We start from the raw sequence: 21,310 nt of genomic DNA, 5'->3' as shown, positions 1-21,310 counted from the left end.
CCAGCGTAGGGCGCCGCGCGACCTCGCAAGGCGCTGCGAGGAGGCCGTGGGGCTCTGGCGGGGCCGCCGACCAGGGGGAGGATCGCGGCGGCGGTGGAGGCGGGATCAGTGCGCACCCGCCGAGCGTGCGGCTCAGGCCCCGGCCGCCGCCAGCGCGGCACGCAGATGACCGTCGGACTCCTCCAGAAGGCGGGCGGCCGTCGGCCCGTCCACCCCGGCCAGGATGCTCAGGATCGCGTGCTTCACCTCGCCGTCGGTGGCCGCCAGCGCCTCCTCGATCTCCTTGGCGCCCGCGCCGGTGGCGAGGGCGACGATACGGCGGGAGCGGGCGCGCAGCTTCTCGTTCGAGGCGCGTACGTCGACCATCAGGTTCCCGTACGTCTTGCCCAGCCGGATCATCGTGATCGTCGAGACCATGTTGAGCACCAGCTTCTGCGCCGTGCCCGCCTTCAGCCGGGTGGAACCGGTGAGCAGCTCGGGCCCGACGACGATCTCGATGCCGTGCTCGGCCGCGGCGGCCAGCGCGCTGTCCGCGTTGCAGGCCAGCCCGATGGTCAGCGCGCCGCGCGCCCGGGCGTGCTCCACCGCGCCGATCGCGTACGGGGTGCGCCCGGAGGCCGAGACGCCGACCACCGTGTCGTCGACGGTCAGGGCGAGGGCGTCCAGGTCGGCCCGCGCCAGCTCCTTGGAGTCCTCCGCGCCCTCGACCGAGGTGACCATGGCCTCAGGGCCGCCCGCGATCAGGCCGACGACCTGCCCGGGCCGGGTGTTGAAGGTGGGCGGGCACTCGGAGGCGTCCAGCACCCCGAGCCGCCCCGCCGTCCCCGCCCCGGCGTAGACCAGCCGGCCGCCCCGCGCCATCCGCTCGGCCACGGAGTCGATCGCGGCGGCGATCTCCGGCAGGCGCTCCGCGACCGCGGCGGGCACGGAGGTGTCCTCGCCGTTCATGAGCCGGGCGATGTCGAGGGTGGGGAGCCGGTCGATGTCGGCGAGTTCGGGGCGGAAGGCCTCGGTGGTGAGGGTCTCCAACTCGGTGAGGAGACCGCGGTCGTGGTGGTCGTGCGTGGGGGTCATGGCTGCGGCTCTTTCGGTGTCCTGCGGTCGACGATCAGTCCTACGGTCTACCGGTGCCGGTGCGCCAACGCCTCGTAGGACGCGGCCAGCGCCGGCCCGGCCGTGTCGTACGTCCGCTGCGCCACCCCCACGAACAGGCAGTCCACCACGAGCAGTTGACTGGTCCGGGAGGACATCGCGGCCGGCCGCAGCTCGCTCTCCCGGGACGTGGACGTCGTCAGCACATGATCGGCGTACTGGGTGACCGCGCTGTTCGGGCGCCCCGTGATCGCCACCGTCGTCGCCCCGCGCTCGAACGCGACCCGCAACGGCTCTATGACGTCCCCCGTGGACCCGGAGTGCGTGATGGCGATCGCCAAGTCCCCCGCGCGCAGCTGCACGGCGTTGGTGACGGCGAGGTGCGGGTCGCTGTGCCCGTGGGCTATCAGCCCTATGCGCAGCAGCTTCTGGGTGAGGTCCTGGGCGACCAGGCCGGACGCCCCGATGCCGTACACGTCGATACGGCGGGCGGCGGCCGCCGCGGTGACCGCCGCGCCGAGCTGGACGGTGTCGAGCCCGGCCGCGGTGTCGGCGAGGGTCTGCTGCTCGTCGTAGGCGAGTTTCGTCACGACGTCGGCGATCGGGTCGTCCACCGCGATGTCGGTGGTGATCGCCGGCGCCCGCCCCGACTGCTGCTGCGCGGCAAGCCCGGCGAGGGCGAGGCGCAGGTCGCGGTAGCCGGGGTAGCCGAGCAGGCGGGCGGTGCGGACGACAGTCGCCTCGCTGGTGCCGGTGAGTTCGGCGAGGCCGGTGACCGTGAGGGCCGCGCAGCCGGCCGGGTCGCCCGCGACGGCCTCGGCGACGCGCTGCATGGAGCGGGTCATCGACGGGGCGAGCGTGCGGACCTTGGCCGCGAGGGCGGCTGGCGCCGGCGGGGTGCCGCCTGGGGTTCCGAAAATTTCCTTCACATCCTGGGTCACTCATGAAAGATATTTTCGGCTCGGTGTCGGGGTCAAGAGTGCGCACAATGGGTGCATGGACCCCATCAGCCCCCTGGAACAGGCGCTGCACGCTGCGCGCGCCCTCGTGCTCGCCGATCTGGTCGCGGGCCAGGTGGCGGAGGCGGACGTCGTCTCGCTGGTCGAGGAGTCCGTGGCGCAGCGGCGCTGGTGGGTGGAGCAGTGGCCGGACGGCGTGAACTACCTGGCCGGGCTGGTCGCACAGGACGTACAGGACGCGCTGTTGGAGCGCTACGGCCGCTGGCCGCTGTGCCCGGTCTGCGGCTCCGGCGACCCGCACGCTCTCGACGTCGAGCCGGAACTGGGACCCGACCCGCACTGGGTGTGCCACCAGGCGGGCGTGAAGGTCGCGCCGGTGGGGACGTTGGGCTCGGCCACGGGCGGGACGCCGTCGTCGTGACGGTGTACATCGACCCGCCGACCTGGCCGGGGCACGGACGGATGTGGTCGCACCTCGTGAGCGACGTCTCGTACGAGGAACTGCACCTGTTCGCCCATGCGTTGGGGGTGCCCCCGCGGGCCTTCGAGCGCGATCACTACGACATCCCGTCGCACCGGTACCCGGACGCGGTCCGCGCCGGAGCCGTGGAGGTCGGCAGCCGCGAGGTGGTGCGGCTGCTGCACGCGTCGGGGCTGCGCAGGCGGAAGAGCCGCGCTCAGCCCCGCAGTTCGTAGGCGAACTCCTTGCCGTCCGCGCTGACCCGGGTGAACCCGGCCCTGGACACCACGGCCTGCGACCGGACGTTGTCCCGTTCGACGGTCGCGAACAGGGACCGTACCTCGTCGCGGGCCAGCGCCCATTCCGACAGTGCGCCCAGCGCCTCGGTCGCGTACCCCTGGCCGCGGGCGGCCTCGACGAGGTCGTAGCCGATCTCCACCCGGCCGTCGTCGTCGGGGGCGCCGTGGAAACCCATGCCGCCGACCGCGCGGCCGTCCTCGGTGCGGACGAGGGCGAACACGCCCCACTCGGGCCGGTGCACTCCGGCCTCGTACGCCTTCACCAGCATCCCGGCGGCCTCCCGCGTGCCCTCGAACGGGCCGCCGTCGATCCACGCGAACCCGCCGTCGCCGCCCAGCCGCAGATCGCGGGCGGCGGCGGGGCTGATGCCCTGGAGGGTGAGGCGTCCGGCGGGGATGACGAGGTTGTTGTTCCAGCGCCAGCCGGTGACGGGGGCGCGGCCGGGCAGGTCGCCGCGGCCGGTGGCCCACAGGAGGGTGGACCACGGGGTCGGGCCCGGCTGGACGTGCGGGAAGATCCGGGTGAGGACGCCGTCGGCCAGCTCCGCGGACGGCTCGTAGGCGAGCCCGAGGCCCTCGGTGATGTCGTGGGTGTGCAGCAGCACCTCGGCGATGCCCATCGCGGCGAAGCCCTCGCGGTTCGCGCTGCGGAACGGGTACGGGTGGAAGGCGCGGACCTCGCGCGGGGCGGTGCGGACGGCTGCGGCGAGCAGCGCGCCGGTCGTCTCGATGACCTCGAGGATGCCGGGGTTGTCGGCCGGGTCGAGGCCGTCGTCGGTGCCGTCGAGAGTGATCTCGAAGGGCACGTACGCCTGCTGCGCCCGTCCCGCCAACTGCCCCGCGTACGCGATGAGATCGCTCGCGATGTGCGCGGCCGTCTCCCGGCAGTTCCACTCCAGCCGGCCGGCCTTCACCCCGGCCCAGTCCGCGTCCACCGCCGGCCGCAGTGCCGCGACACAGCCCGCGACGGCCTCTTCCACCTGGTCCCCACCCATTTCACGCATGCGCGGCAGCCTAAGGGGGCGGATGTTCTCAGGTCGACAGCATTTCCAGCTCGGAGCGGAGGTTGTAGCGGGCCGTCGCCTCCCACTCGGCGGCTCCGTGCGGGGTGCGGAACAGTCTGGGCAGGTCGAGGAGTTGGCGCAGGATCGCCGAACGTCCCTCGCGGAACGCCTCGTCGGGGACGAAGTGGTACTCCTGGCGGACGGCGGCCGTGTACGTGGCGTACGCGGAGGGCGGCCCGGCGAGGACCGCGAGGTCGGCGTCGCACAGGACCTGGCCGTTGCGGTCGTCGTCGGCCGGGTCGTGGCCGACGGTGAGGCGGACCAGACGGGCCACCTCGGCCGTCCGCTCCTCGGAGACCCCGGCCTCGGGGAGCGCGCGTTCGGCGAGGTGCGCGGAGCGCTCCTCGTTCGTCGACCGCTCCGGCAGGTAGACCGCGTCGTGGAACCACGCCGCCAGCCGCACCGCGAGGGGGTCGTCCGCGTACTTCTCCAGTACGTCGACGTGGTCCAGGACCGCGGCCAGGTGCGTGACCGTGTGGTAGCGGCGCTGCGGCTCCGACCAGCGGCGCAACAGGTCGTCGGCGTAGCGGTGCGGGTCGGGCCCGAGGGTGCCCTCCCGCGCGGCGAGCAGGGTGTCGTGCCAGCGGGAACGCAGGGCGTCGAGATCGACGTGATCGGCCATGCCCTCATTCTGCCGCCGGCGGCGCGCTCGCTCCTGGCGTGGGGCCCACGCCCCCGGCCCCGGAGGCGTACCCTGAGATTGGACTAGACCTGTAGTCGCTCCAGGGGAACCAGGGAAACCAAGGGAAGGGGTCCTATGAGCACGCGTGCAGTCCTGGAGGTGATCGCCCTCGACGCCGGGGACGCGGTCGCCGCCCAGGCCGGAGGCGCGGACCGCCTCGAGGTGGTCACCGACATCGCCGCCGACGGGCTCACCCCGCCGACCGGGACCTTCACCGCGATCCGGGCCGCCGTCGACATCGACCTGCGCGTGATGCTGCGGCTCACGGACGGGTTCGCGGCCGGGGAGGTCGAGCGGCTGGTGCGCGCCGCCCGCGAGCTGCGGGCGGCCGGTGCCACCGAGTTCGTGCTCGGCTTCCTCGACGGGCACGGCGGCGTCGACCTGGCCGCGGTCGAGCGGATCGTCGCCGAACTGGAGGGCGCCCCCTGGACCTTCCACCGGGCCATCGACCGCGCCGCCGACCGGAACGCCCTGCGCAAGCAGCTCGACGGCCTGCCCGGGCTGGACACCTACCTCACCGCGGGCTCCGCGACCGGCGTCGACGACGGCCTCCCCACGCTGCTCGCCGAGGCGGCGCGACGCGGGGAGCCCGGCTACGAGCAGCGGCTCCTGGTAGGCGGTGGACTACGGCTCGATCATGTTCCGTCGCTGCTGGCCGCCGGCCTCGACGGCTTCCACATCGGCGGAGCGGCACGGCCGGACGGCTGGACGGGACCGGTGTCGACCGCCGCGGTCGCGGAGTGGCGGCGGGCGATCGACGGGGAATGAGCCCCGGCGTTCGACGGGGAGCGCCGCCGGCGTTGGGCGCGGGGTCCTCTGGCGGTTGACGGGGAGTGCCGCCGGTGTTCGGCCCGGAGTCTCCCGCCGTTCGACGGGGAGCGCCACCTGCGTTGGGCGCGGAGTCCCCCGGCGGTCGACGGGGGTCCCCCCTTACCGGGCCAGTTGCGGCGGCAGTGGAGCCGAGTGCGTCACGATCAGGCCCGACACCGCTCGGGTCAGCGCAACGTAAAGGCGGCGCAGGCCGGTGCGCTCGTCCGGTTCGCCGTCCACCACGGCCTGCGGCTCGTCCAGGACGACGTAGTCGTACTCCAGGCCCTTGGCGAGCGAGGCCGGGACCAGCGTCAGGCGGGTCTCCCGGGTCGTCTCCTCGCCGGGGGCCAGGTGGGCGATGCCGGCCGCCGCGAGCGCCTCGGTGAGCGCCGGGATACGGGCGTCGGCCGCGATCAGGCCGGTCGAGCCCTCGTTGCGCAGCAACTCCTCGCAGGCGGCGACCACTTCGGCGGTGCCGGCGGTCGGGCGGAGGTCGAAGAAGCCCGGGTTCTCACGCACCGACGCCACCGGGGTCAGGCCCGGCGCGATGTGGGGCAGCAGCCGGGAGGCGTACGTGATGACGTCCGTCGGTACGCGGAAACCGGCCGTCAGCTCCTCGATCACCCCGTCGGACTTCCCCAGGTGGGCCAGCGCCTCGTCCCAGCTCCGCGTCGCCCAGGGCGTGGTGCCCTGCGCCAGGTCGCCGAGCACGGTCGCGGAACCGGTGGTGCAGCGGCGGCCGACGGCCCGGTACTGCATGGGCGAGAGGTCCTGCGCCTCGTCCAGCACCACATGCCCGAGGGAGTGGGTGCGCTGGACCAGGTCGGTGGTCTCGTCGATCAGCACGGTGTCGGCCGGCGACCACTTGGCCGCCCTGACGCTCCGTACGGGCTTCGCCCACAGGATCGTCTTCTGCTCCTCCTCGGTGAGGATCCCCTCCGCGTGCACGGCGAGGAAGTCCGCGTCCGTCAGCAGGCGCAGCACGAGCTTCGCCGGGTCGACGGGCGGCCAGATCTCCTTCACGGCCGCCTTCACCGCGCTGTTGCGGGCCACCGCGTCCTGCACCCGGTCGTCCGGCGCCTCGCCCGACCGCTCCATCTGCACCAGCACGGCATGCGCGACACGCTGCGGCAGGGCCTCCCGGGCGGCGCCGTAGCGCATGTCGCGGTCCAGCAACTCACGGACGATGTCCTCCAGTTCGTACGCGGGGACGCGCCAGCGCCGGGACCCGCGCACGACCACGACGGGCTCGGTGGGCAGGGTGACGTGGGCGTACACGGCCCGCTTGAGCACCGCCGCCATCCGGGCGTCGCCCTTGACGACCGCGGCCGCCGCGTCGTCCGCGCCCCGGACCTCCACATGGGCCACCAGGTCGTCGACCGTGGCCTGCCGGACCGTCAGCTCGCCCAGGGCGGGCAGCACCTGCTCGATGTAGTGCAGGAAGGACCGGTTCGGCCCGATGACCAGGGTGCCGGTGCGGGCGAGCCGCTCGCGGTGGGCGTACAGGAGGTAGGCGACGCGGTGCAGGCCGACGGCCGTCTTCCCGGTCCCGGGACCCCCCTGCACACAGACCGTTCCGCCCAGCCCGCTTCGTACGATCTCGTCCTGCTCCGGCTGGATGGTGGCCACGATGTCCCGCATCGGGCCGACGCGCGGCCGCTCGATCTCCTGCTGGAGCAGCTTGCTGGTGCGCGCCGCCTCGGCCGGGTCGGAGAGGTGCTCGTCCTCGTACGCCGTGAGGTCGCCGCCCGTGTACCCGAAGCGGCGGCGCAGCCCGACGTCCATCGGGTCCTTCTTCGACGCCCGGTAGAACGGCTGCGAGACCGGCGCACGCCAGTCGATCACCATCGGGTCGCCGTCGCCGTCGTGCACATGCCGGCGCCCGATGTAGAAGCGCTCGCCCTCCGCTCCCTCCGCCTGGTCGGCGCCGGGGGCGTGCAGGTAGTCGAGGCGGCCGAAGAACAGCGGGGTGTCGCTGAGGTCGGCCAGCGCCTTGATGCGCTCGTCGATCTGGCGGGCGAGGACCTCGGCGTTCACCCAGTTCGCGGTGACGTTGCTGATGTCGAGCGCCTCGACGTCCTCGCGCATCGCGCGCAGCGCCGCACGGGACGAGGTGAGGTGGGAGCGCTCGCGGGAGAGGGGGTCGTCGGCGGGCGGAGTGGACAAGGGGGTGCCTCCGGGGAACCTGCTGCGGGGTCGGCTGCTGGTGCGGCGCGGTGTGCGGGCGGCCGCGGGGGTGCCGCCCGGTTTCCGTCCGGTCGGCTGCACTCCGTGAGGGAGGCGGGCAAGAGCGGAGATTGTAGGTGAGCGGGGGCGGCGGAGGCCAACGGATTTCTTTCGGCGGGTCATCGGCCGGTCATCGGCTGTCCATGGGCTGTCCTCCTCCCCCTAGGGGACGCCCCCCTGCCGTAGGGGGAGCGGGTCGGTCCGTGGGTGGACACGAGGGCGGCACGGATTCGGCCTCTGGACCTATGCCACTTTTGCGCCGGGAAAGCCACCATGGAGACATGAGCGCAGCAACCATCCACCCACACCAGTTCCGCCCCTCCGGCGCCACCCCGCTCACCGGAAGCCACCCCCACCGCCTCGGCGACGCCCTGCGCGCCCTGAAGGTGTTCGCGCGTGCAGCCTTCGACGTGATCATCCTGGGGGAGTACGGCGAGGAGGCGGGCGTCCGCCGCAAGTAACCCCCTAGGGTCACTCCGTGACCCGCCGATCACTCTCCGCGACAGCGCCCTTTCTCCTCCTGGCGGTCTCCCTCACCGCCTTCGCGGCCCTGTGTGTCGCGCGGCGCGCGCCGATGGCCGACGCGCTGGTCTACCGGGCCGAGGGCGAGGCCGTCCTCCACGGCGGCGACCTCTACGGCTTCACCGTCACCCAGTGGCACCTCCCGGCCACCTACCCGCCCTTCGCGGCCCTGCTGTTCACCCCGGCGGCCTGGCTCCCCGTCCCCGCCCTGAAGGCGGCGTTCCTCGCGGGCAACGCGCTGCTGCTGGCCTGCCTGGTCCGCCTCTCCGCCCGCCTCGCGGGCCGCCCGCTCCGGCTGCCGGCGCTGTGCACCGCCACGGCCCTGGCCCTCTGGCTGGAGCCGGTCTTCCAGACCCTGCTGTTCGGCCAGATCAACCTCGCCGTCACCTGCCTGGTGCTGTGGGATCTCACCCGCCCGCCGGGCACGCGGGGCAAGGGCATCGCCCTCGGGATCGCGGCCGGGATCAAACTCACCCCGGCGCTCTTCGTCGCGTACCTGCTGCTGCGCGGCAGACACCGGGAGGCGGCGACCGCGACGACCGCCTTCGCCGGCACCCTCCTGCTCGGCGCCCTCGCCCTGCCCGCCGCCAGTGCCGACTTCTGGACCCGCCGCCTCTACGAGACCGACCGCGTCGGCAAGGCGTGGATCGTCGACAACCAGTCCCTGAAGGGCCTGGCCGCCCGTGCCCTCGGCGATCCGGCACCCGGCGCCGCCTGGGCGCTCCCGGCGCTCGCCGTCGCCGCCGTCGGCCTCTGGCTCGCCGTGCGCGCCGCCGAGGAGCCGCACGGTGTCCTGCTGACCGCGTTCACCGCTCTGCTCGTGTCGCCGGTCAGCTGGTCCCACCACTGGGTGTGGTGCGTCCCGCTGATCGCCGTACTGCTGGCGGAGGGCCGCTTCCGTACGGCGGCCCTGACCGCCCTGCTGTGCACCGCCCGCACGATGTGGCTGCTGCCGCACGAGGGCGACCTCGACCTCCGGCTGCCCTGGTGGCAGCAGCCGTTGGCGGCGCCGTACCCGCTGCTGGGCTGCACGCTGCTGGTGGGCTCGGCGCTCTTCGGGCGACGGCAGCCGACCGCGGGACACCGCGTACCGCGTGCCGCTCAGCCCTCCGCCAGCAGCTCGTCCGCGTCCACGATCCGGTAGGCGTACCCCTGCTCCGCCAGGAACCGCTGCCGGTGCGCCGCGAAGTCCTGGTCGATCGTGTCGCGGGCGACGACCGAGTAGAAGTGGGCCTTGTGGCCGTCGGCCTTCGGCCGCAGGACGCGTCCCAGGCGCTGCGCCTCCTCCTGCCTCGACCCGAACGTCCCCGACACCTGGACGGCGACCGTCGCCTCCGGCAGGTCGATCGAGAAGTTGGCCACCTTCGACACCACCAGCACGCTGATCTCGCCCTCCCGGAAGGCGTCGAACAGCTTCTCGCGCTGGGCGTTCGACGTCTCGCCCTTGATCACGGGCGCGTTCAGGTGCTCGCCCAGTTCGTCGAGCTGGTCGATGTACTGGCCGATGACGAGGATCTGCTGCCCCGCGAAGCGCCGCACGATCGCCTCCGTCACCTTCCGCTTCGTCGCGGTCGTCGCGCAGAAGCGGTACTTCTCCTCCGTCTCGGCGGTCGCGTACGCCAGCCGCTCGGAGTCGGTGAGGTTCACCCGGACCTCGACACAGTCCGCGGGCGCGATGTAGCCCTGCGCCTCGATCTCCTTCCACGGCGCGTCGAACCGCTTGGGCCCGATGAGCGAGAAGACGTCCGACTCGCGGCCGTCCTCCCGGACGAGGGTCGCGGTGAGGCCCAGCCGCCGCCGGGCCTGGAGGTCGGCGGTGAACTTGAAGACGGGCGCGGGCAGCAGGTGCACCTCGTCGTAGACGATCAGCCCCCAGTCCCGCGAGTCGAACAGCTCCAGGTGCTGGTAGACGCCCTTCCGCCGGGTGGTGAGCACCTGGTACGTGGCGATGGTGACGGGCCGGATCTCCTTCTTCGTCCCGCTGTACTCGCCGATCTCGTCCTCGGTCAGCGAGGTCCGCTTCACCAGCTCGTGCTTCCACTGCCGGGCGGAGACGGTGTTGGTGACCAGAATGAGGGTGGTCGACTTGGCCTGGGCCATCGATCCGGCCCCGACCAGCGTCTTCCCGGCCCCGCAGGGCAGCACCACGACGCCGCTCCCGCCGTGCCAGAAGTTCTCCACGGCCTGCTTCTGGTACGGCCGCAGCGCCCATCCGTCCTCGGCCAGCTCGATCGGGTGCGCCTCGCCGTCGACGTACCCGGCGAGGTCCTCGGCCGGCCAGCCCAGCTTCAGCAGCGTCTGCTTGATCTGCCCGCGCTCGGACGGGTGCACGACGACGGTGTCGGGGTCGATGCGGTTGCCGACGAGGGGCGCTATCCGCTTGGAGCGGAGGACCTCCTCCAGCACGGGCCGGTCGGTGGTCGTCAGGACGAGCCCGTGCGCCGGGTGCTTGGAGAGTGTCAGCCTGCCGTACCGGTCCATCGTCTCCGCGATGTCGACGAGCAGCGCGTGCGGCACGGGGTAGCGGCTGTACTGCACGAGCGCGTCCACGACCTGCTCGGCGTCATGACCGGCCGCCCGCGCGTTCCACAGGCCGAGCGGTGTCACCCGGTAGGTGTGGATGTGCTCCGGAGCTCGTTCCAGCTCGGCGAACGGAGCGATGGCCCGGCGGCAGTCGTCGGCCTGCTCGTGGTCGACTTCGAGGAGCAGGGTCTTGTCGGACTGGACGATCAGCGGACCGTTCACTCGGGGCTGCCTTTCTGTATGGCGAGGCATGGCCAAACGTCCAGTGTGCCCTACTGGCGGTTGGAGTGGCCGGTCAGATCGCTGCGGTGGACCCGCGGACACGGCCCCCGGTCCTGACCTGAAGGATAGGTCGGCGCACGGCACGGAACCAGGGGCGAGCAGCTCACGGGCTGGTCACCCCTGCTCGTCCGCCAGCTCCGCCACCCCCGTGATCCGGTGCAGCGGAAAGGTGCGCACCTCGTCCGCCGTGTGGTCGTACGCCGTGACGAAGCCGCCCTCGACCCGGACCGGCGCGATCACGCGCTGGCTGGCCGCACCCTCGGCGTTGACGTAGCCGATCCACACGGCCTCGCCGGTGAGGACGGCGGCCTGCATGGTGGCGAGGGTCTCGGCGGAGCTGGTGCGGGGGAGTTCGCCACCGGTGGGCGGAGCGTCGGTGGACGTGGGTTTCCGGGGGGCCGTGGAGGCCAGGTCGCCCGCCCGGATCGCGCGGATCGCCGCCAGGAGCAGCGTGGCGTCGGGCACCGGCGGGCCGTCGGGGACCGGCTCGGGGGCCGTACGGGGCGGGGTGCGGTGGGCGTGCGCGCGGGCGATCAGCACATCGCCCTCGGCGGATTCGGCGGCCGGCGCGTATCCCATCGCCCGCAGGCCCTCCAGCAGCGTCGCCGGGTCGGCCTGGGTGGCCAGCACGGTCGGCGCGAGGCGGCGCAGGCGCAGGGCGGCGGCGCGCTTGTCGGCGACGATCTCGTTCAGCAGGGCGTCGTCGTCGCAGCGGACGTACGCCGAGGCCGCGCCGACCCGCAGATGACCGTGCCGACGGGCCACGTCGTCGATCAGGTAGGCGAGCGGCTGCGGGACCGGCGTACGGGAGTGGGTGGCGAGGAAGGCGTGCAGGTCGGTCGCGGTCCGGCCGGCGTCCAGCGCGCGTCGCACCGAGCCGGGCGTGAACCGGTACACCGTCGCCCCGCCCTTCGACTCGACGTCCGCGAGCACGTCCAGCATGTCGGCCAGCGGGCGTTGCAGGGGGCCGGGCGCCACCGCCGTGAGGTCGGCCTGGAGCAGGACGTGGTCCAGGGGCTCGGGAAGCAGCGGGGCGAGCAGCCGGGCCGCGGCCGCGGAGGCGACGGCCTGCTCGGGGGCGGAGAGGGGTTCGAGGGGGGCGGGCCGATGGTGGGGGAAGGGAAGCTTGTCGCCGGGGCCCGGGGAGCCGTCGTGGCCGGCGGCCTTCGGCTCCGCGGCTCCCAGCAGCGCCCGCCCGTGCGCCGACAGTGCGCCCCGGCCGGTCACGCCCAGCATCTCCGCCTCCGACAGCGTCCACTGAGCCAGCCGGGACCGCAGGTCGTCCTCCCCGCTCTCGGCTTCGCCCGAGCTCGAGCGGGCGGTGCCCGCACCGCCGCGGCCGCGCAGCGGGCGTTCCCAGCGCAGCCGGGCGAGGACCGACTCGGCGGACGGCGCGGCGCCCTCCGGGAGTCCCGCCAGCAGCGTCAGCACACGGTGCCGCACCTCGGGCGCGGCGGAACGGTCGAGCCCCGGCCCCAGCGCCGACAGCGCCCGCTCCTTCGCGTCCCGCCCGCCGACCACGCCGGAGGTCCGCGTCGCCGACAGCCACGCCTCGGCGAGCAGCACCCAGCGCTCCGCGGGGGGCCGCTCCAGCCACTCGTCGTAGGCCGGGGTGGCCGCGTACCGCTCGTCGGCCTCGCCGTCGGACGCCAGCAGCCCGGCCGCGTAGGCCAGTTCGACCCAGAACGCGGCCACGGGCTCGGACACGTCCAGGGCGACGGCGGTCCGCTTCAGGTCCCGCACGCTCAGCCCGCCCGCCCGCAGCACCGCGGGCCCGCCCTCGTCCCAGTCCTTCAGCAGCTCCTCCACGGTCGCCAGCGCCGTGTACGCCTGCCCGGCCGCGGTCGCGTCCACCACCGCCGGAGCGTGCGGGGCGGCCACCTCGACGGCGGGCGGCACGGGCTCCGGCGCGCGGTGCGCCCGCCCGGCGCGCAGATGCAGGGCGACCTCGCGGGGGAGCACGACCGTCCCCGGCGCCGTCGGCAGCAGCAGCCCACGGTCCAGCAGCCACCGCAGTCGCGCCGCCGGGTCGGCCGTGACCTGCCCGTACGGCGGCCCCCACACCAGGCGGTCCAGTACGTCGAGGGAGTCGGCCGGGGCCTGTCCGAGCAGCTCGTCCATCCGGGCGCGGTCCGCGAACAGGGCGCTGAGCGCGGCGGCCGCCGACACGGCGTCGTGCGTCGACGCCAGCCCGGCGGCGGCGACGATCTCCTGGATCCGGCCCGGCGACATGCCCGCCGTCACCTCCTGGACCGTCGGGCCCAGGCCGGTCGGGGACGGATGCTGCGGCGAGGGCACGAGCAGCTCACGGGCGGTGCGCACCAGGCGCAGCCGGTCGTCGGCGCCCCACACGAGCGCGCGCTCGCGCAGCACGGCCAGGGCACCGGGGAGAGCCGCGGCGACGGCCGGGTCACGGTCGGCGCCGGCCATCAGGCCGAGCAGTTCGCCGTACGACGCCGGGTCGCCCGCGACGGCCAGAGCCTCCGCCGTCTGCAGCGCGAACCGGTCCAGCCGCTCCAGCGCGCGCACCACGGAGGCACGGGTCCCCGCACGGGTCGCGAGCTGCGTGAGATCGGTGGGCACAGGGGTGATGAGGTCGGGGCGGCTGCGCAGGAGAGCGGCCAGGGAGGTGTCATCCCGTGCGCGGAGCGCTTCCGCGAGGGAGCGGGGGGCCGGGTGGTCCTCGGTGCTCATCTGACCCACGGTAGCGGGTCGCCTCCGGCAGTTGAGCCGGGTGCGGGCAGGTTGTGGCCGACGCCCCCGGCCGGGAGATGCCCGGCCCGCGCCGGGAGCGGTAACGTCTCTCACCACGGGGTCAGCCAACACACCCGCCCCGGAGGGGACTTCGTGGGGATCGAGAGCGACCAGGTCGTCTACGAGTATCTGAGCCGCGTCGGAGACGTGGCGCACCAGCGGCAGTTGCCGTCGTCCGCGCGGATGCGGCTCGTGTCGGAGCTGCGCAACGAGATCGACCGGCGGCGCGCCAGGACCCCCGTCGACAGCCCCGCCGCCGTCCGCCGCATCCTGGACCGCCTCGGCAGCCCCGACGACGTCGTCGCGGCCGCCGCCGACGGCAGCGGGGGCGCCCCGCAGGCACCGTCCGCGTCCGTGCCCGCACAGCGGGACCGGGAGGCTCCGGAGGGCGACGGACGGCCGAAAGGCCTGCGCCGGGTCGTACCGCGCCCCCGGCCGGCGCGCCCCGCCGGGACGGACGGACCGCACCCCTCGGACGGTCCGTCGCCGCCGCACCGCGCGGCCGCCCACGAGCTGGGCGACAGCGCGACGCAGCCCGACTGGATGGGGGTGCCCCCGGTCGAGCGAAGCCGAGACTGGGGGAGGACGGACAGCAGCCCCTTCGGGGTCGGCGACGAGGTGCCGGGATTCGTCGGGGGCGTGGAGATCCCGGAGCTGCTCAAGCCACCGCGCCGGCAGGAGCCGGAGAAGCGGACGGCACCGGTGGAACAGGCCGAGGAGATCGCGGAGGAGGTCCCGGAGGAACCGGTGCGCACCCGCCGCCGTTTTCCGTTCCTCAACACCGGCACCGGTGCCGGCGGCTGGAGCAATCCCCTCCTCCTGCTCGCCGCCTGCTGTCTCGTCGCCGGCGCGGTGCTCGGCAACTGGTTCGCGCTGCTGCTCGGCTGGCTGATCGCCTACGCCTCGCGCCGACTGACCCGGACGGAGACGAAGCTGGCGGTCATGGGCCTGCCCGGGCTGGCGGTCGTGGCCGGCGTCGTCTGGCTGTGGGGCAGGACCGACGGCCGCTGGGGCACCCCCATCGCCGACGGTCACATGAACGACGCCATCGCCCAGACCTGGCCGTGGGTGGTGCGGGGCGCGGCGGTGGCGTCGGCCCTGTTCCTGGTGTGGCGCTCACAGCGCCGGCGGTAGGACGGGCACGGCCCGGGCACTCGCCTGTCACACAGCCTGGGCACAATGGCGGGCATGCCCTCCACGACTGCTCCCGCGCTGACCGTCGGTTTCGACCTCGACATGACCCTGATCGACTCCCGGCCCGGCATCCACGCCTGCTACACGGCGCTCGCCGAGCGGACGGGGACGTACATCGACGCCGACCTGGCGGTCACGCGGCTCGGGCCGCCGCTGGCGGAGGAGCTGATCAACTGGTTCCCGGCGGAGGAGGTCCCGGCCGTCGCGGACCTGTACCGGGGGATGTATCCGGCCATCGCCGTCACCGCGACGCCCGCGCTGCCCGGCGCCCGCGAGGCGGTCGAGGCCGTGCGGGCGGCGGGCGGGCGGGCGATCGTCGTCACGGCGAAGTACGAGGCCAACGCCAGGCTGCACCTGGAGCACCTGGGTATCGACGCCGACGCGGTGATCGGCGGCCTGTGGGCGGAGCAGAAGGCGGAGGCGTTGCGTGAGCACGGCGCGGGCGTCTACGTGGGCGACCACGTCGGAGACGTACGCGGCGCGCGCACGGCCGGCACGCTGTCGGTCGCGGTCGTCACCGGGCCGTGCAGCACGGAGGAACTGCGCGAGGCCGGGGCGGACGTCGTCCTGCCGGACCTCACCCACTTCCCGCAGTGGCTTTCGGCCTATCGCCCGGCGGCGGCCCGCGCCTGACGGCGCCCGGCCGCGACCGACTGCAGCACCCCCGCGCCGGCGATCAGGAAACCGACGCCCATCAGCATGCTCAATCCGTATATGAACGTCGGGAAAGGCGTCGTCCCGAGCAGCAGCGGGGCCACCGTGACCAGAGTGGCCACGGCGCCGACGAAGAAGACGATGGCACCGGCACGGATCAGACGGTCGCCGGGCGCGGCGGAATTCGTTTGGGTTTTGTCACGCACCCGACCAGGGTAGTTCCCACCGCGAAGGAACAACCGGGCGACGTCTTGTCACCGGCCTCAAGACCATTAGCCTTGGTACCGGCGGGTCCCGACGACCCGCCCCAGTGCTATCAAGAGCCGTTTTCAGAAGCAGTTTTCCGACGAGTACGAGGACGAGGACAGACGTGCCTACCGGCAAGGTCAAGTGGTTCAACAGCGAGAAGGGCTTCGGCTTTCTCTCCCGCGACGACGGCGGTGACGTCTTCGTCCATTCCTCGGTCCTCCCCGCCGGAGTCGAGACACTCAAGCCGGGCCAGCGAGTGGAGTTCGGAGTCGTCGCCGGACAGCGCGGCGACCAGGCCCTTTCGGTCGTCCTTCTGGACCCGACCCCGTCCGTCGCCGCCGCCCAGCGCAAGAAGCCGGACGAACTGGCCTCCATCGTCCAGGACCTGACGACCCTCCTGGAGAACGTCACGCAGACCCTGGAGCGGGGCCGCTACCCCGACAAGACCTCCGGCAAGCAGGTCGCGGGCCTGCTCCGCGCGGTCGCCGACCAGTTGGACGTCTGACTCCCTAGGGAAATTCGAGCGCGTCCGGGCCGAGGGGCGGTACCAGTCCCTCGGCCGCCGCACGTGTCAGCAGTCCCCTGACCGCCGCGTAGCCGTCCTCGCCGAGATCTGCGGTGAACTCGTTGACGTACAGCCCGATGTGCTGGTCGGCGACGGCCGGGTCCATTTCCTGGGCGTGTGCCATGACGTACGGGCGGGAAACCTCGGGCTCGTCCCAGGCCGCGTGCACGGACGTACGAATGGAATCGGCGAGCAGCGTCAGCGCCTCCGCACCCAGTGAACGCTTTGCGATGATCGCGCCCAGCGGAATCGGCAGCCCGGTGGTGTTCTCCCAGTGTTCGCCCATGTCCGCGAGCTTGTGCAGCCCGTAGTTCTGGTAGGTGAATCGCGCTTCGTGGATCACGAGCCCCGCGTCGACCTTCCCGTCCCGCACCGCGGGCATGATCTCGTGGAAAGGCATCACGACGATCTCCCCGACCCCGCCGGGAACGGTGTCCGCGGCCCACAGCCGGAACAGCAGATATGCCGTCGATTTCTCGCTGGGCACGGCGACGGTACGGCCGGTCAGTCCCCCACTGCCCAAAGCGTGGGAGGTGCCCCCAGCGCCCGCCTCCCGCGTGAGCACCAGCGGCCCGCAGCCCCGCCCCAGCGCGCCGCCGCAGGGCAGCAGCGCGTACTCGTCGAGGACGTACGGCAGCACGGCGTACGACACCTTCAGCACGTCGGACTCGCCGCGCTCGGCCATGCCGTTGGTGATGTCGATGTCCGCGAAGGTCACGTCGAGGGCGGGGGCGCCGGGGACGCGGCCGTGGGCGAGGGCGTCGAAGACGAAGGTGTCGTTCGGGCAGGGGGAGTACGAGATCTGCAACGTCTGCGGGGACTGCACGGGCTCACCGGTCATGTGGGTTCCAACTTTCCAGGACGGGCGTCAGCTTCCTGAAGCCCTCGGTGAGGGCCGCGAGGGCGTCGCCGATGCGCCAGGCGGCACGGTCGCGCGGGCCGACAGGGTTGGAGACGGCGCGTATCTCCATTACGGGGGTGCCGTGCGCGGCGGCGGCCTCGGCGACCCCGAAGCCCTCCATGGCCTCGGCGAGGGCCCGGGGGTGACGGGCACGGAGCGCGGCGGCGCCGTAGGCGGTCCCGGTCACGGTCGAGACGGTCAGTACGGTCCCGGCGCGGGCGCCCAGCGCCGCCGTGAGGTCTCGTACGAGTGTTTCCGGCGGACGGTGGGTGACGGTCCCGAAGCCGAGCTCGGTGACCGGCAGGAACCCGTCGGCGGTCTCGGCGCCCAGGTCGGCCGCCGTGATCTCGTCGGCGACGACGAGCGAGCCGACCGGCGCGCCGGGCAGGAACCCGCCGCCGATACCGGCGGAGACGACAAGGCCGTAGGGGGCGCCTTCGAGGGCGGCGGCGGTGAGGGCGCTCGCGGTGGAGGCGGCGGCCAGGGCGGGACCGACACCGGCGGCCAGGAGGTCGACGACGGCTACCGCTGGGCCCGGATCAACAGGCCCCAGGGTCAGCTGACGCAGGTTCACCCCAGGAAGCCGCACCTCACGAACGGCCCCGGCAAACGCCTGTGCCACCGCGTCCCGCTCCGCAGGAACCGCGGTGGCCACAAGTACGCGCAGCCCAGCGGCAGCGATCAGGCGTCCTTCTTGAGCTTGAAGGACCACAGGCCCGTCACGTCCTTCTCGCCCTCCTTGATCGACACCAGCGTGGAGTTGCCGCTGGCGCCGTACTGGGCGTTGAAGAACACGCTGCCGGGGATCGTGCGGTAGGTCTTGGTGCTGGAGTCGGTCAGTGCCTGACCGTTCATCAGGATCGTCCAGCCGTTGTCCGCGATCTCCGGGTCGACACCGAAGCGCACGGTCTCGTCCGGGTCGACCTTGATGGACTTGATGTCGGTGTCCTTCAGGCACGCGGCCAGCGCCTGGGTGTCCAGCGCCTTGCCGTCGTTGTAGCAGGTGGCCTGGGAGTTGACCGAGTTGGTTCCGACGGTGATCGTCGAGATCGGCGTCGGCTTGTCGCAGGCGGACAGAACGAGCAGTCCGGCGGAAACGGCGCCGGCGGCTGCGACGGCGCGGCGGCGTCGCACAACGGATTGCAGCGTCTTCATGGGCGAAGGCTATCGGGCAGGTCCAGTGCTCTCCCCATGTGGGGTGCGGCGTGGCCGCGGGTTACGCCAGTCGCGGCCCGCCGTCACGCCGGTCACGGCCCGCCGTCACGCCAGTTTCGTGCGGCCCGCGCCGCCGTGCCGCGCCGAGGCCAGCAGTCCGCGTACGGTCGCCAGCCAGCCGACGGCCACGATGGCTGCGCCCACCGCGAGGCCCAGCGAGCCGTTGAGCGGCATCACGATCCCCACCGCGCCGCCGAACACCCAGGACACCTGGAGCAGCGTCTCGGAGCGCGCGAACGCCGACGTACGGACCAGTTCGGGCACGTCCCGCTGGATCAGCGCGTCCAGCGACAGCTTGGCCAGCGCCTGCGCGAACCCGGCGACCGCGGCCAGGCAGGCCACCAGGAACGCGCCGAAGAACACCGCGGCCGTGATCGCCGTACCCAACACGAACGCCACGACCGTGACGATGATGATCTCCGGCGCCCGTGACCTGAGCCAGGCCCCGACCGCCGTCCCGAGCGCGTTGCCCGCGCCCGCCGAGACGCCGACTATCCCCAGCGACACGGCCGCGCTCTCGCCGGTCAGCGGATGCTCGCGCAGCAGGAAGGCCAGGAAGAAGATCAGGAAGCCGGTCAGGCAGCGCAGCGAGGCGTTGGCGCCCAGGGCGTGGATGACGGCCGGCCCGACGGTCCGCAGGCCGGGGCGCTTGACCGGCCGCAGATGAGGCCCGTGCAGGTGTGCTTCGTCCGAGGCCAGCAGCGCGGTGTCCTCGCCCTTGGCCGAGTCGACCTTCGGCGGCAGGGAGAAGGACAGGACCGTCCCCGCGACGAAGATCACAAAGGCGCCGTAGAGGGGCCAGCGCGGGCCGAGCGCGTGCAGCCCCGCCCCGATCGGCGCGGCGACACCGGTCGCGAGCAGCCCGCCGAGGGTGACCCGTGAGTTCGCCTTCACCAGGGAGAACCCCGGCGGCAGGAGCCGTGGCACGACCGCGCTTCTGACGACCCCGTACGCCTTCGACGCGACGAGCACGCCGAGCGCGGCCGGATACATCTCGATGCTGCCGGTGATGACCGCCCCGGACAGCACCAGTGCCAGCAGCGCGCGGGCGAGCATCGCGCCCGCCATCGCCGCGCGGCGGCCGTGCGGCACGCGGTCCAGGAGGGGGCCGATCACCGGCGCGAGGACCGTGAAGGGCGCCATCGTGATCGCGAGGTAGAGCGCGACGCGGCCACGCGCCTCGTCGGTCGGTACGGAGAAGAACACGGTGGAGGCGAGGGCGACCGTGATCATGACGTCGCCGGCGCCGTTCACGCCGTGCAGTTCGATCAGCTTGCCGAGACCGGACTCACCGGCGCCGTGCGCGTGCGTGGCCTTGCGGATGCCGCGGGCGGTTCCGGTGAACGGGAAGTGCAGGGCACGGCCGACCGCGCGGACGGACCCGCGAACCCGGCCCGAACCGCCACCTCGTCTGCTGCCCCTGACCCCACCGATTTTGGTGGTGCCCTGGGACGACCTCGCGGCTGCCACGACGTCATAGTGCCCCGATAAAGCTGTGCCTAGTGCGGTTACCGCGCGTATGGGCGTGCACTTTGTGGCTGAACGGCACGGTCGGGTGGCCGGGAAGCGACCGGCGAGCCGCGCGAAACATCACCGTGAGGCGGCGAAGAGTCCCGTCGGTGTAGGCCAACCGCACGCGAGCAGGTAGCGTGCGTAGCGCGTCGTGGCGAACGTTCTCGGCCGCGCGCCTCTCGGACATCCCGCAGAATGGATGACGTAGGTGCGCCCGAGCGCGTCGGGCGCGGACGTCGACGCGGCCCTCCGGTCCGCTCCGTTCGCCCTGCCGCCTTCAGGCCGGCGCACCCGAGAGACGGCGTAGGAGAGAAGCGATACCTGTGAGCGCAGCGACAACGCGAAGCCGCACCCCCGACCGCCTGTGCGCCGAGGCGATCGACCTCGCCCGCGGCGCCGCCGAGGAGGCTGCCGCGCCAGGCGTGGTCGGCGAGCACGTGGGGCTGGTGTCCGAGGGCGACCGTGTTGTCACGCACTTCTTCGGGTGCAAGGAACTCGGGTACCGGGGCTGGCGCTGGGCCGTGACCGTGGCCCGGGCGTCGCGCGCCAAGGTCGTCACCCTCGACGAGGTGGTCCTGCTGCCGGGGCCCGACGCGGTGCTGGCGCCGGAGTGGGTGCCGTGGAGCGAGCGGCTCCGCCCCGGGGACATGGGTCCCGGCGACCTCCTCCCGACCGAGGCCGACGATCTCCGTCTGGAGCCGGGCTACTCCGGCGAGGACGAGCCCCCGCCGAACGCGCCCGTCTCGCACGAGATGGCCGAGCTGGTGGAGGCGGAGGACGCGGAGGTCACGGCCGGGCCGCCGGCGAGCCTGCCCATCGCCCCCTCCCGCGGTTCCCTCGCGGCGGTGGCCGAGGAACTCGGTATGCGCCGGGCGCGGGTCCTGTCCCGGTACGGCCTGCACACCGGCGCCGACCGCTGGGAAGAGGCGTTCGGGCCGAAGACACCCATGGCCCAGGCGGCTCCCGCGGCCTGCGTGACCTGCGGCTTCCTGGTGGCGATCGGCGGCTCCCTCGGGCAGGCGTTCGGCGTCTGCGCCAACGAGTTCTCCCCGGCCGACGGCCGGGTCGTCTCCCTCGCCTACGGCTGTGGCGGCCACTCCGAGGCCGCGGTCATGCCGAAGCCGCCCCGCCCGGCCGAGCCGGTGATCGACGAGACGCGGGTGGACCCCTTCCCGCTGCGTCCGGCGCCGGACTCGGGGTCGGTGCCGGCGGTGACGGCGGACGAGGAGACGGCGGAGCTGGGGCACTCGTAAGGAGTGGGGGTAGGGACCGCTGACGTCCTGCCCTTCCCGTCCCCGGGGGGCTCCGCCCCTGGACCCCGCTCTCCGAACGCCGGAGGGGCTGCGT

21 protein-coding genes are annotated in these 21,310 nt (G+C 73.3%); 9 read left to right on the top strand and 12 right to left on the bottom strand.

Features of this window, described 5'->3' with window-relative positions; genetic code table 11:
- Positions 1-132: 132 nt before the first annotated feature.
- Positions 133-1,074 carry an N-acetylmuramic acid 6-phosphate etherase gene (murQ, locus tag ACFY16_RS24110; RefSeq protein WP_390649227.1) on the bottom strand — a complete coding sequence of 314 codons (942 nt, stop codon included), beginning with the start codon at positions 1,072-1,074 and terminating at the stop codon, positions 133-135.
- Between the two features lie 47 nt (positions 1,075-1,121).
- Complete coding sequence (locus tag ACFY16_RS24105) at positions 1,122-2,033, bottom strand: MurR/RpiR family transcriptional regulator (protein WP_390649226.1); 912 nt, start codon at positions 2,031-2,033, stop codon at positions 1,122-1,124.
- Positions 2,034-2,088: 55 nt separating this feature from the next.
- Between ACFY16_RS24105 and ACFY16_RS24100 the strand changes: the two genes are divergently transcribed.
- Together ACFY16_RS24100 and ACFY16_RS24095 are read left to right on the top strand one after the other, a co-directional pair.
- Positions 2,089-2,472 carry a hypothetical protein gene (locus ACFY16_RS24100; protein ID WP_390649225.1) on the top strand — a complete coding sequence of 128 codons (384 nt, stop codon included), beginning with the start codon at positions 2,089-2,091 and terminating at the stop codon, positions 2,470-2,472.
- The gene (locus tag ACFY16_RS24095; protein WP_390649224.1) at positions 2,469-2,747 is read left to right on the top strand and encodes a DUF4031 domain-containing protein; all 279 of its coding nucleotides are present in this window, start codon (positions 2,469-2,471) and stop codon (positions 2,745-2,747) included. The genes ACFY16_RS24100 and ACFY16_RS24095 overlap by 4 nt, the downstream gene beginning before the upstream one ends.
- On the opposite strand, the gene ACFY16_RS24090 is transcribed toward ACFY16_RS24095, so the two are convergent.
- Positions 2,729-3,814, bottom strand: a complete 1,086-nt coding sequence (locus ACFY16_RS24090) for a GNAT family N-acetyltransferase (RefSeq protein ID WP_390649223.1) — start codon at positions 3,812-3,814, stop codon at positions 2,729-2,731. The genes ACFY16_RS24095 and ACFY16_RS24090 overlap by 19 nt on opposite strands.
- A gap of 28 nt (positions 3,815-3,842) precedes the next feature.
- On the bottom strand, positions 3,843-4,496 hold the full coding sequence (locus ACFY16_RS24085; protein WP_390649222.1) for a hypothetical protein: 654 nt from the start codon (positions 4,494-4,496) through the stop codon (positions 3,843-3,845).
- Between the two features lie 135 nt (positions 4,497-4,631).
- On the opposite strand from ACFY16_RS24085, the gene ACFY16_RS24080 reads away from it, so the two are divergent.
- Positions 4,632-5,324, top strand: a complete 693-nt coding sequence (locus ACFY16_RS24080) for a copper homeostasis protein CutC (RefSeq protein WP_390649221.1) — start codon at positions 4,632-4,634, stop codon at positions 5,322-5,324.
- Between the two features lie 162 nt (positions 5,325-5,486).
- Here the strand turns inward: ACFY16_RS24080 and ACFY16_RS24075 are convergent, their stop codons facing one another.
- Positions 5,487-7,532, bottom strand: a complete 2,046-nt coding sequence (locus ACFY16_RS24075) for a HelD family protein (RefSeq protein WP_390649220.1) — start codon at positions 7,530-7,532, stop codon at positions 5,487-5,489.
- Between the two features lie 341 nt (positions 7,533-7,873).
- Between ACFY16_RS24075 and ACFY16_RS24070 the strand changes: the two genes are divergently transcribed.
- Together ACFY16_RS24070 and ACFY16_RS24065 are read left to right on the top strand one after the other, a co-directional pair.
- On the top strand, positions 7,874-8,053 hold the full coding sequence (locus ACFY16_RS24070) for a hypothetical protein (protein WP_390649219.1): 180 nt from the start codon (positions 7,874-7,876) through the stop codon (positions 8,051-8,053).
- A 17-nt stretch (positions 8,054-8,070) separates the two neighbouring features.
- Positions 8,071-9,258: a glycosyltransferase 87 family protein gene (locus tag ACFY16_RS24065; protein WP_390649218.1), complete on the top strand. Its 1,188-nt coding sequence runs from the start codon at positions 8,071-8,073 to the stop codon at positions 9,256-9,258.
- Here ACFY16_RS24065 and ACFY16_RS24060 read toward each other — a convergent pair.
- On the bottom strand, positions 9,216-10,859 hold the full coding sequence (locus tag ACFY16_RS24060) for a DNA repair helicase XPB (protein WP_355509473.1): 1,644 nt from the start codon (positions 10,857-10,859) through the stop codon (positions 9,216-9,218). The two genes, ACFY16_RS24065 and ACFY16_RS24060, sit on opposite strands and share 43 nt — an antisense overlap.
- Before the next feature lie 174 nt (positions 10,860-11,033).
- On the bottom strand, positions 11,034-13,613 hold the full coding sequence (locus tag ACFY16_RS24055; protein WP_390649217.1) for a helicase-associated domain-containing protein: 2,580 nt from the start codon (positions 13,611-13,613) through the stop codon (positions 11,034-11,036).
- Positions 13,614-13,766: 153 nt separating this feature from the next.
- On the opposite strand from ACFY16_RS24055, the gene ACFY16_RS24050 reads away from it, so the two are divergent.
- Together ACFY16_RS24050 and ACFY16_RS24045 are read left to right on the top strand one after the other, a co-directional pair.
- Positions 13,767-14,807, top strand: coding sequence for a hypothetical protein (locus tag ACFY16_RS24050; RefSeq protein ID WP_390649216.1), 1,041 nt, complete (start codon positions 13,767-13,769; stop codon positions 14,805-14,807).
- Positions 14,808-14,861: 54 nt separating this feature from the next.
- Entirely contained in the window at positions 14,862-15,500 is a 639-nt protein-coding gene (locus ACFY16_RS24045) for an HAD family hydrolase (protein ID WP_390649215.1), read from the top strand.
- On the opposite strand, the gene ACFY16_RS24040 is transcribed toward ACFY16_RS24045, so the two are convergent.
- Complete coding sequence (locus ACFY16_RS24040) at positions 15,473-15,727, bottom strand: hypothetical protein (protein ID WP_390649214.1); 255 nt, start codon at positions 15,725-15,727, stop codon at positions 15,473-15,475. The two genes, ACFY16_RS24045 and ACFY16_RS24040, sit on opposite strands and share 28 nt — an antisense overlap.
- A 164-nt stretch (positions 15,728-15,891) precedes the next feature.
- Here ACFY16_RS24040 and ACFY16_RS24035 point away from each other — a divergent pair, with 164 nt between their 5' ends.
- The gene (locus tag ACFY16_RS24035) at positions 15,892-16,275 is read left to right on the top strand and encodes a cold-shock protein (RefSeq protein ID WP_390649213.1); all 384 of its coding nucleotides are present in this window, start codon (positions 15,892-15,894) and stop codon (positions 16,273-16,275) included.
- 4 nt (positions 16,276-16,279) lie between these two features.
- On the opposite strand, the gene ACFY16_RS24030 is transcribed toward ACFY16_RS24035, so the two are convergent.
- From ACFY16_RS24030 to ACFY16_RS24015, 4 genes are all read right to left on the bottom strand, one after another.
- Positions 16,280-17,176 carry a 1,4-dihydroxy-6-naphthoate synthase gene (locus tag ACFY16_RS24030; protein WP_390649212.1) on the bottom strand — a complete coding sequence of 299 codons (897 nt, stop codon included), beginning with the start codon at positions 17,174-17,176 and terminating at the stop codon, positions 16,280-16,282.
- The gene (locus ACFY16_RS24025) at positions 17,166-17,891 is read right to left on the bottom strand and encodes a futalosine hydrolase (RefSeq protein ID WP_390649211.1); all 726 of its coding nucleotides are present in this window, start codon (positions 17,889-17,891) and stop codon (positions 17,166-17,168) included. Before ACFY16_RS24025 ends, ACFY16_RS24030 begins: the two co-directional genes overlap by 11 nt.
- 26 nt (positions 17,892-17,917) lie before the next feature.
- On the bottom strand, positions 17,918-18,391 hold the full coding sequence (locus ACFY16_RS24020; RefSeq protein WP_390649210.1) for a DUF2771 domain-containing protein: 474 nt from the start codon (positions 18,389-18,391) through the stop codon (positions 17,918-17,920).
- 105 nt (positions 18,392-18,496) lie between these two features.
- The gene (locus ACFY16_RS24015) at positions 18,497-19,921 is read right to left on the bottom strand and encodes an MFS transporter (RefSeq protein WP_390649209.1); all 1,425 of its coding nucleotides are present in this window, start codon (positions 19,919-19,921) and stop codon (positions 18,497-18,499) included.
- 365 nt (positions 19,922-20,286) lie between these two features.
- Between ACFY16_RS24015 and ACFY16_RS24010 the strand changes: the two genes are divergently transcribed.
- Complete coding sequence (locus ACFY16_RS24010; RefSeq protein WP_390649208.1) at positions 20,287-21,216, top strand: DUF3027 domain-containing protein; 930 nt, start codon at positions 20,287-20,289, stop codon at positions 21,214-21,216.
- The last annotated feature ends 94 nt before the right edge of the window (positions 21,217-21,310 follow it).

Source organism: Streptomyces sp. NPDC001315 (assembly GCF_042896175.1).
In the GTDB taxonomy this organism is placed as follows: Bacteria; Actinomycetota; Actinomycetes; order Streptomycetales; family Streptomycetaceae; genus Streptomyces.
Note: the sequence above shows the minus strand (reverse complement) of the source record. Positions and strands in the feature narration are given on the sequence as shown.

Coding starts and splice junctions, on each gene's coding strand:
- murQ (WP_390649227.1), bottom strand. CDS start 1,074: ATGACCCCCACGCACGACCACCACGACCGCGGTCTCCTCACCGAGTTG.
- ACFY16_RS24100 (WP_390649225.1), top strand. CDS start 2,089: ATGGACCCCATCAGCCCCCTGGAACAGGCGCTGCACGCTGCGCGCGCC.
- ACFY16_RS24090 (WP_390649223.1), bottom strand. CDS start 3,814: ATGCGTGAAATGGGTGGGGACCAGGTGGAAGAGGCCGTCGCGGGCTGT.
- ACFY16_RS24085 (WP_390649222.1), bottom strand. CDS start 4,496: ATGGCCGATCACGTCGATCTCGACGCCCTGCGTTCCCGCTGGCACGAC.
- ACFY16_RS24080 (WP_390649221.1), top strand. CDS start 4,632: ATGAGCACGCGTGCAGTCCTGGAGGTGATCGCCCTCGACGCCGGGGAC.
- ACFY16_RS24070 (WP_390649219.1), top strand. CDS start 7,874: ATGAGCGCAGCAACCATCCACCCACACCAGTTCCGCCCCTCCGGCGCC.
- ACFY16_RS24055 (WP_390649217.1), bottom strand. CDS start 13,613: ATGAGCACCGAGGACCACCCGGCCCCCCGCTCCCTCGCGGAAGCGCTC.
- ACFY16_RS24045 (WP_390649215.1), top strand. CDS start 14,862: ATGCCCTCCACGACTGCTCCCGCGCTGACCGTCGGTTTCGACCTCGAC.
- ACFY16_RS24030 (WP_390649212.1), bottom strand. CDS start 17,176: ATGACCGGTGAGCCCGTGCAGTCCCCGCAGACGTTGCAGATCTCGTAC.
- ACFY16_RS24020 (WP_390649210.1), bottom strand. CDS start 18,391: ATGAAGACGCTGCAATCCGTTGTGCGACGCCGCCGCGCCGTCGCAGCC.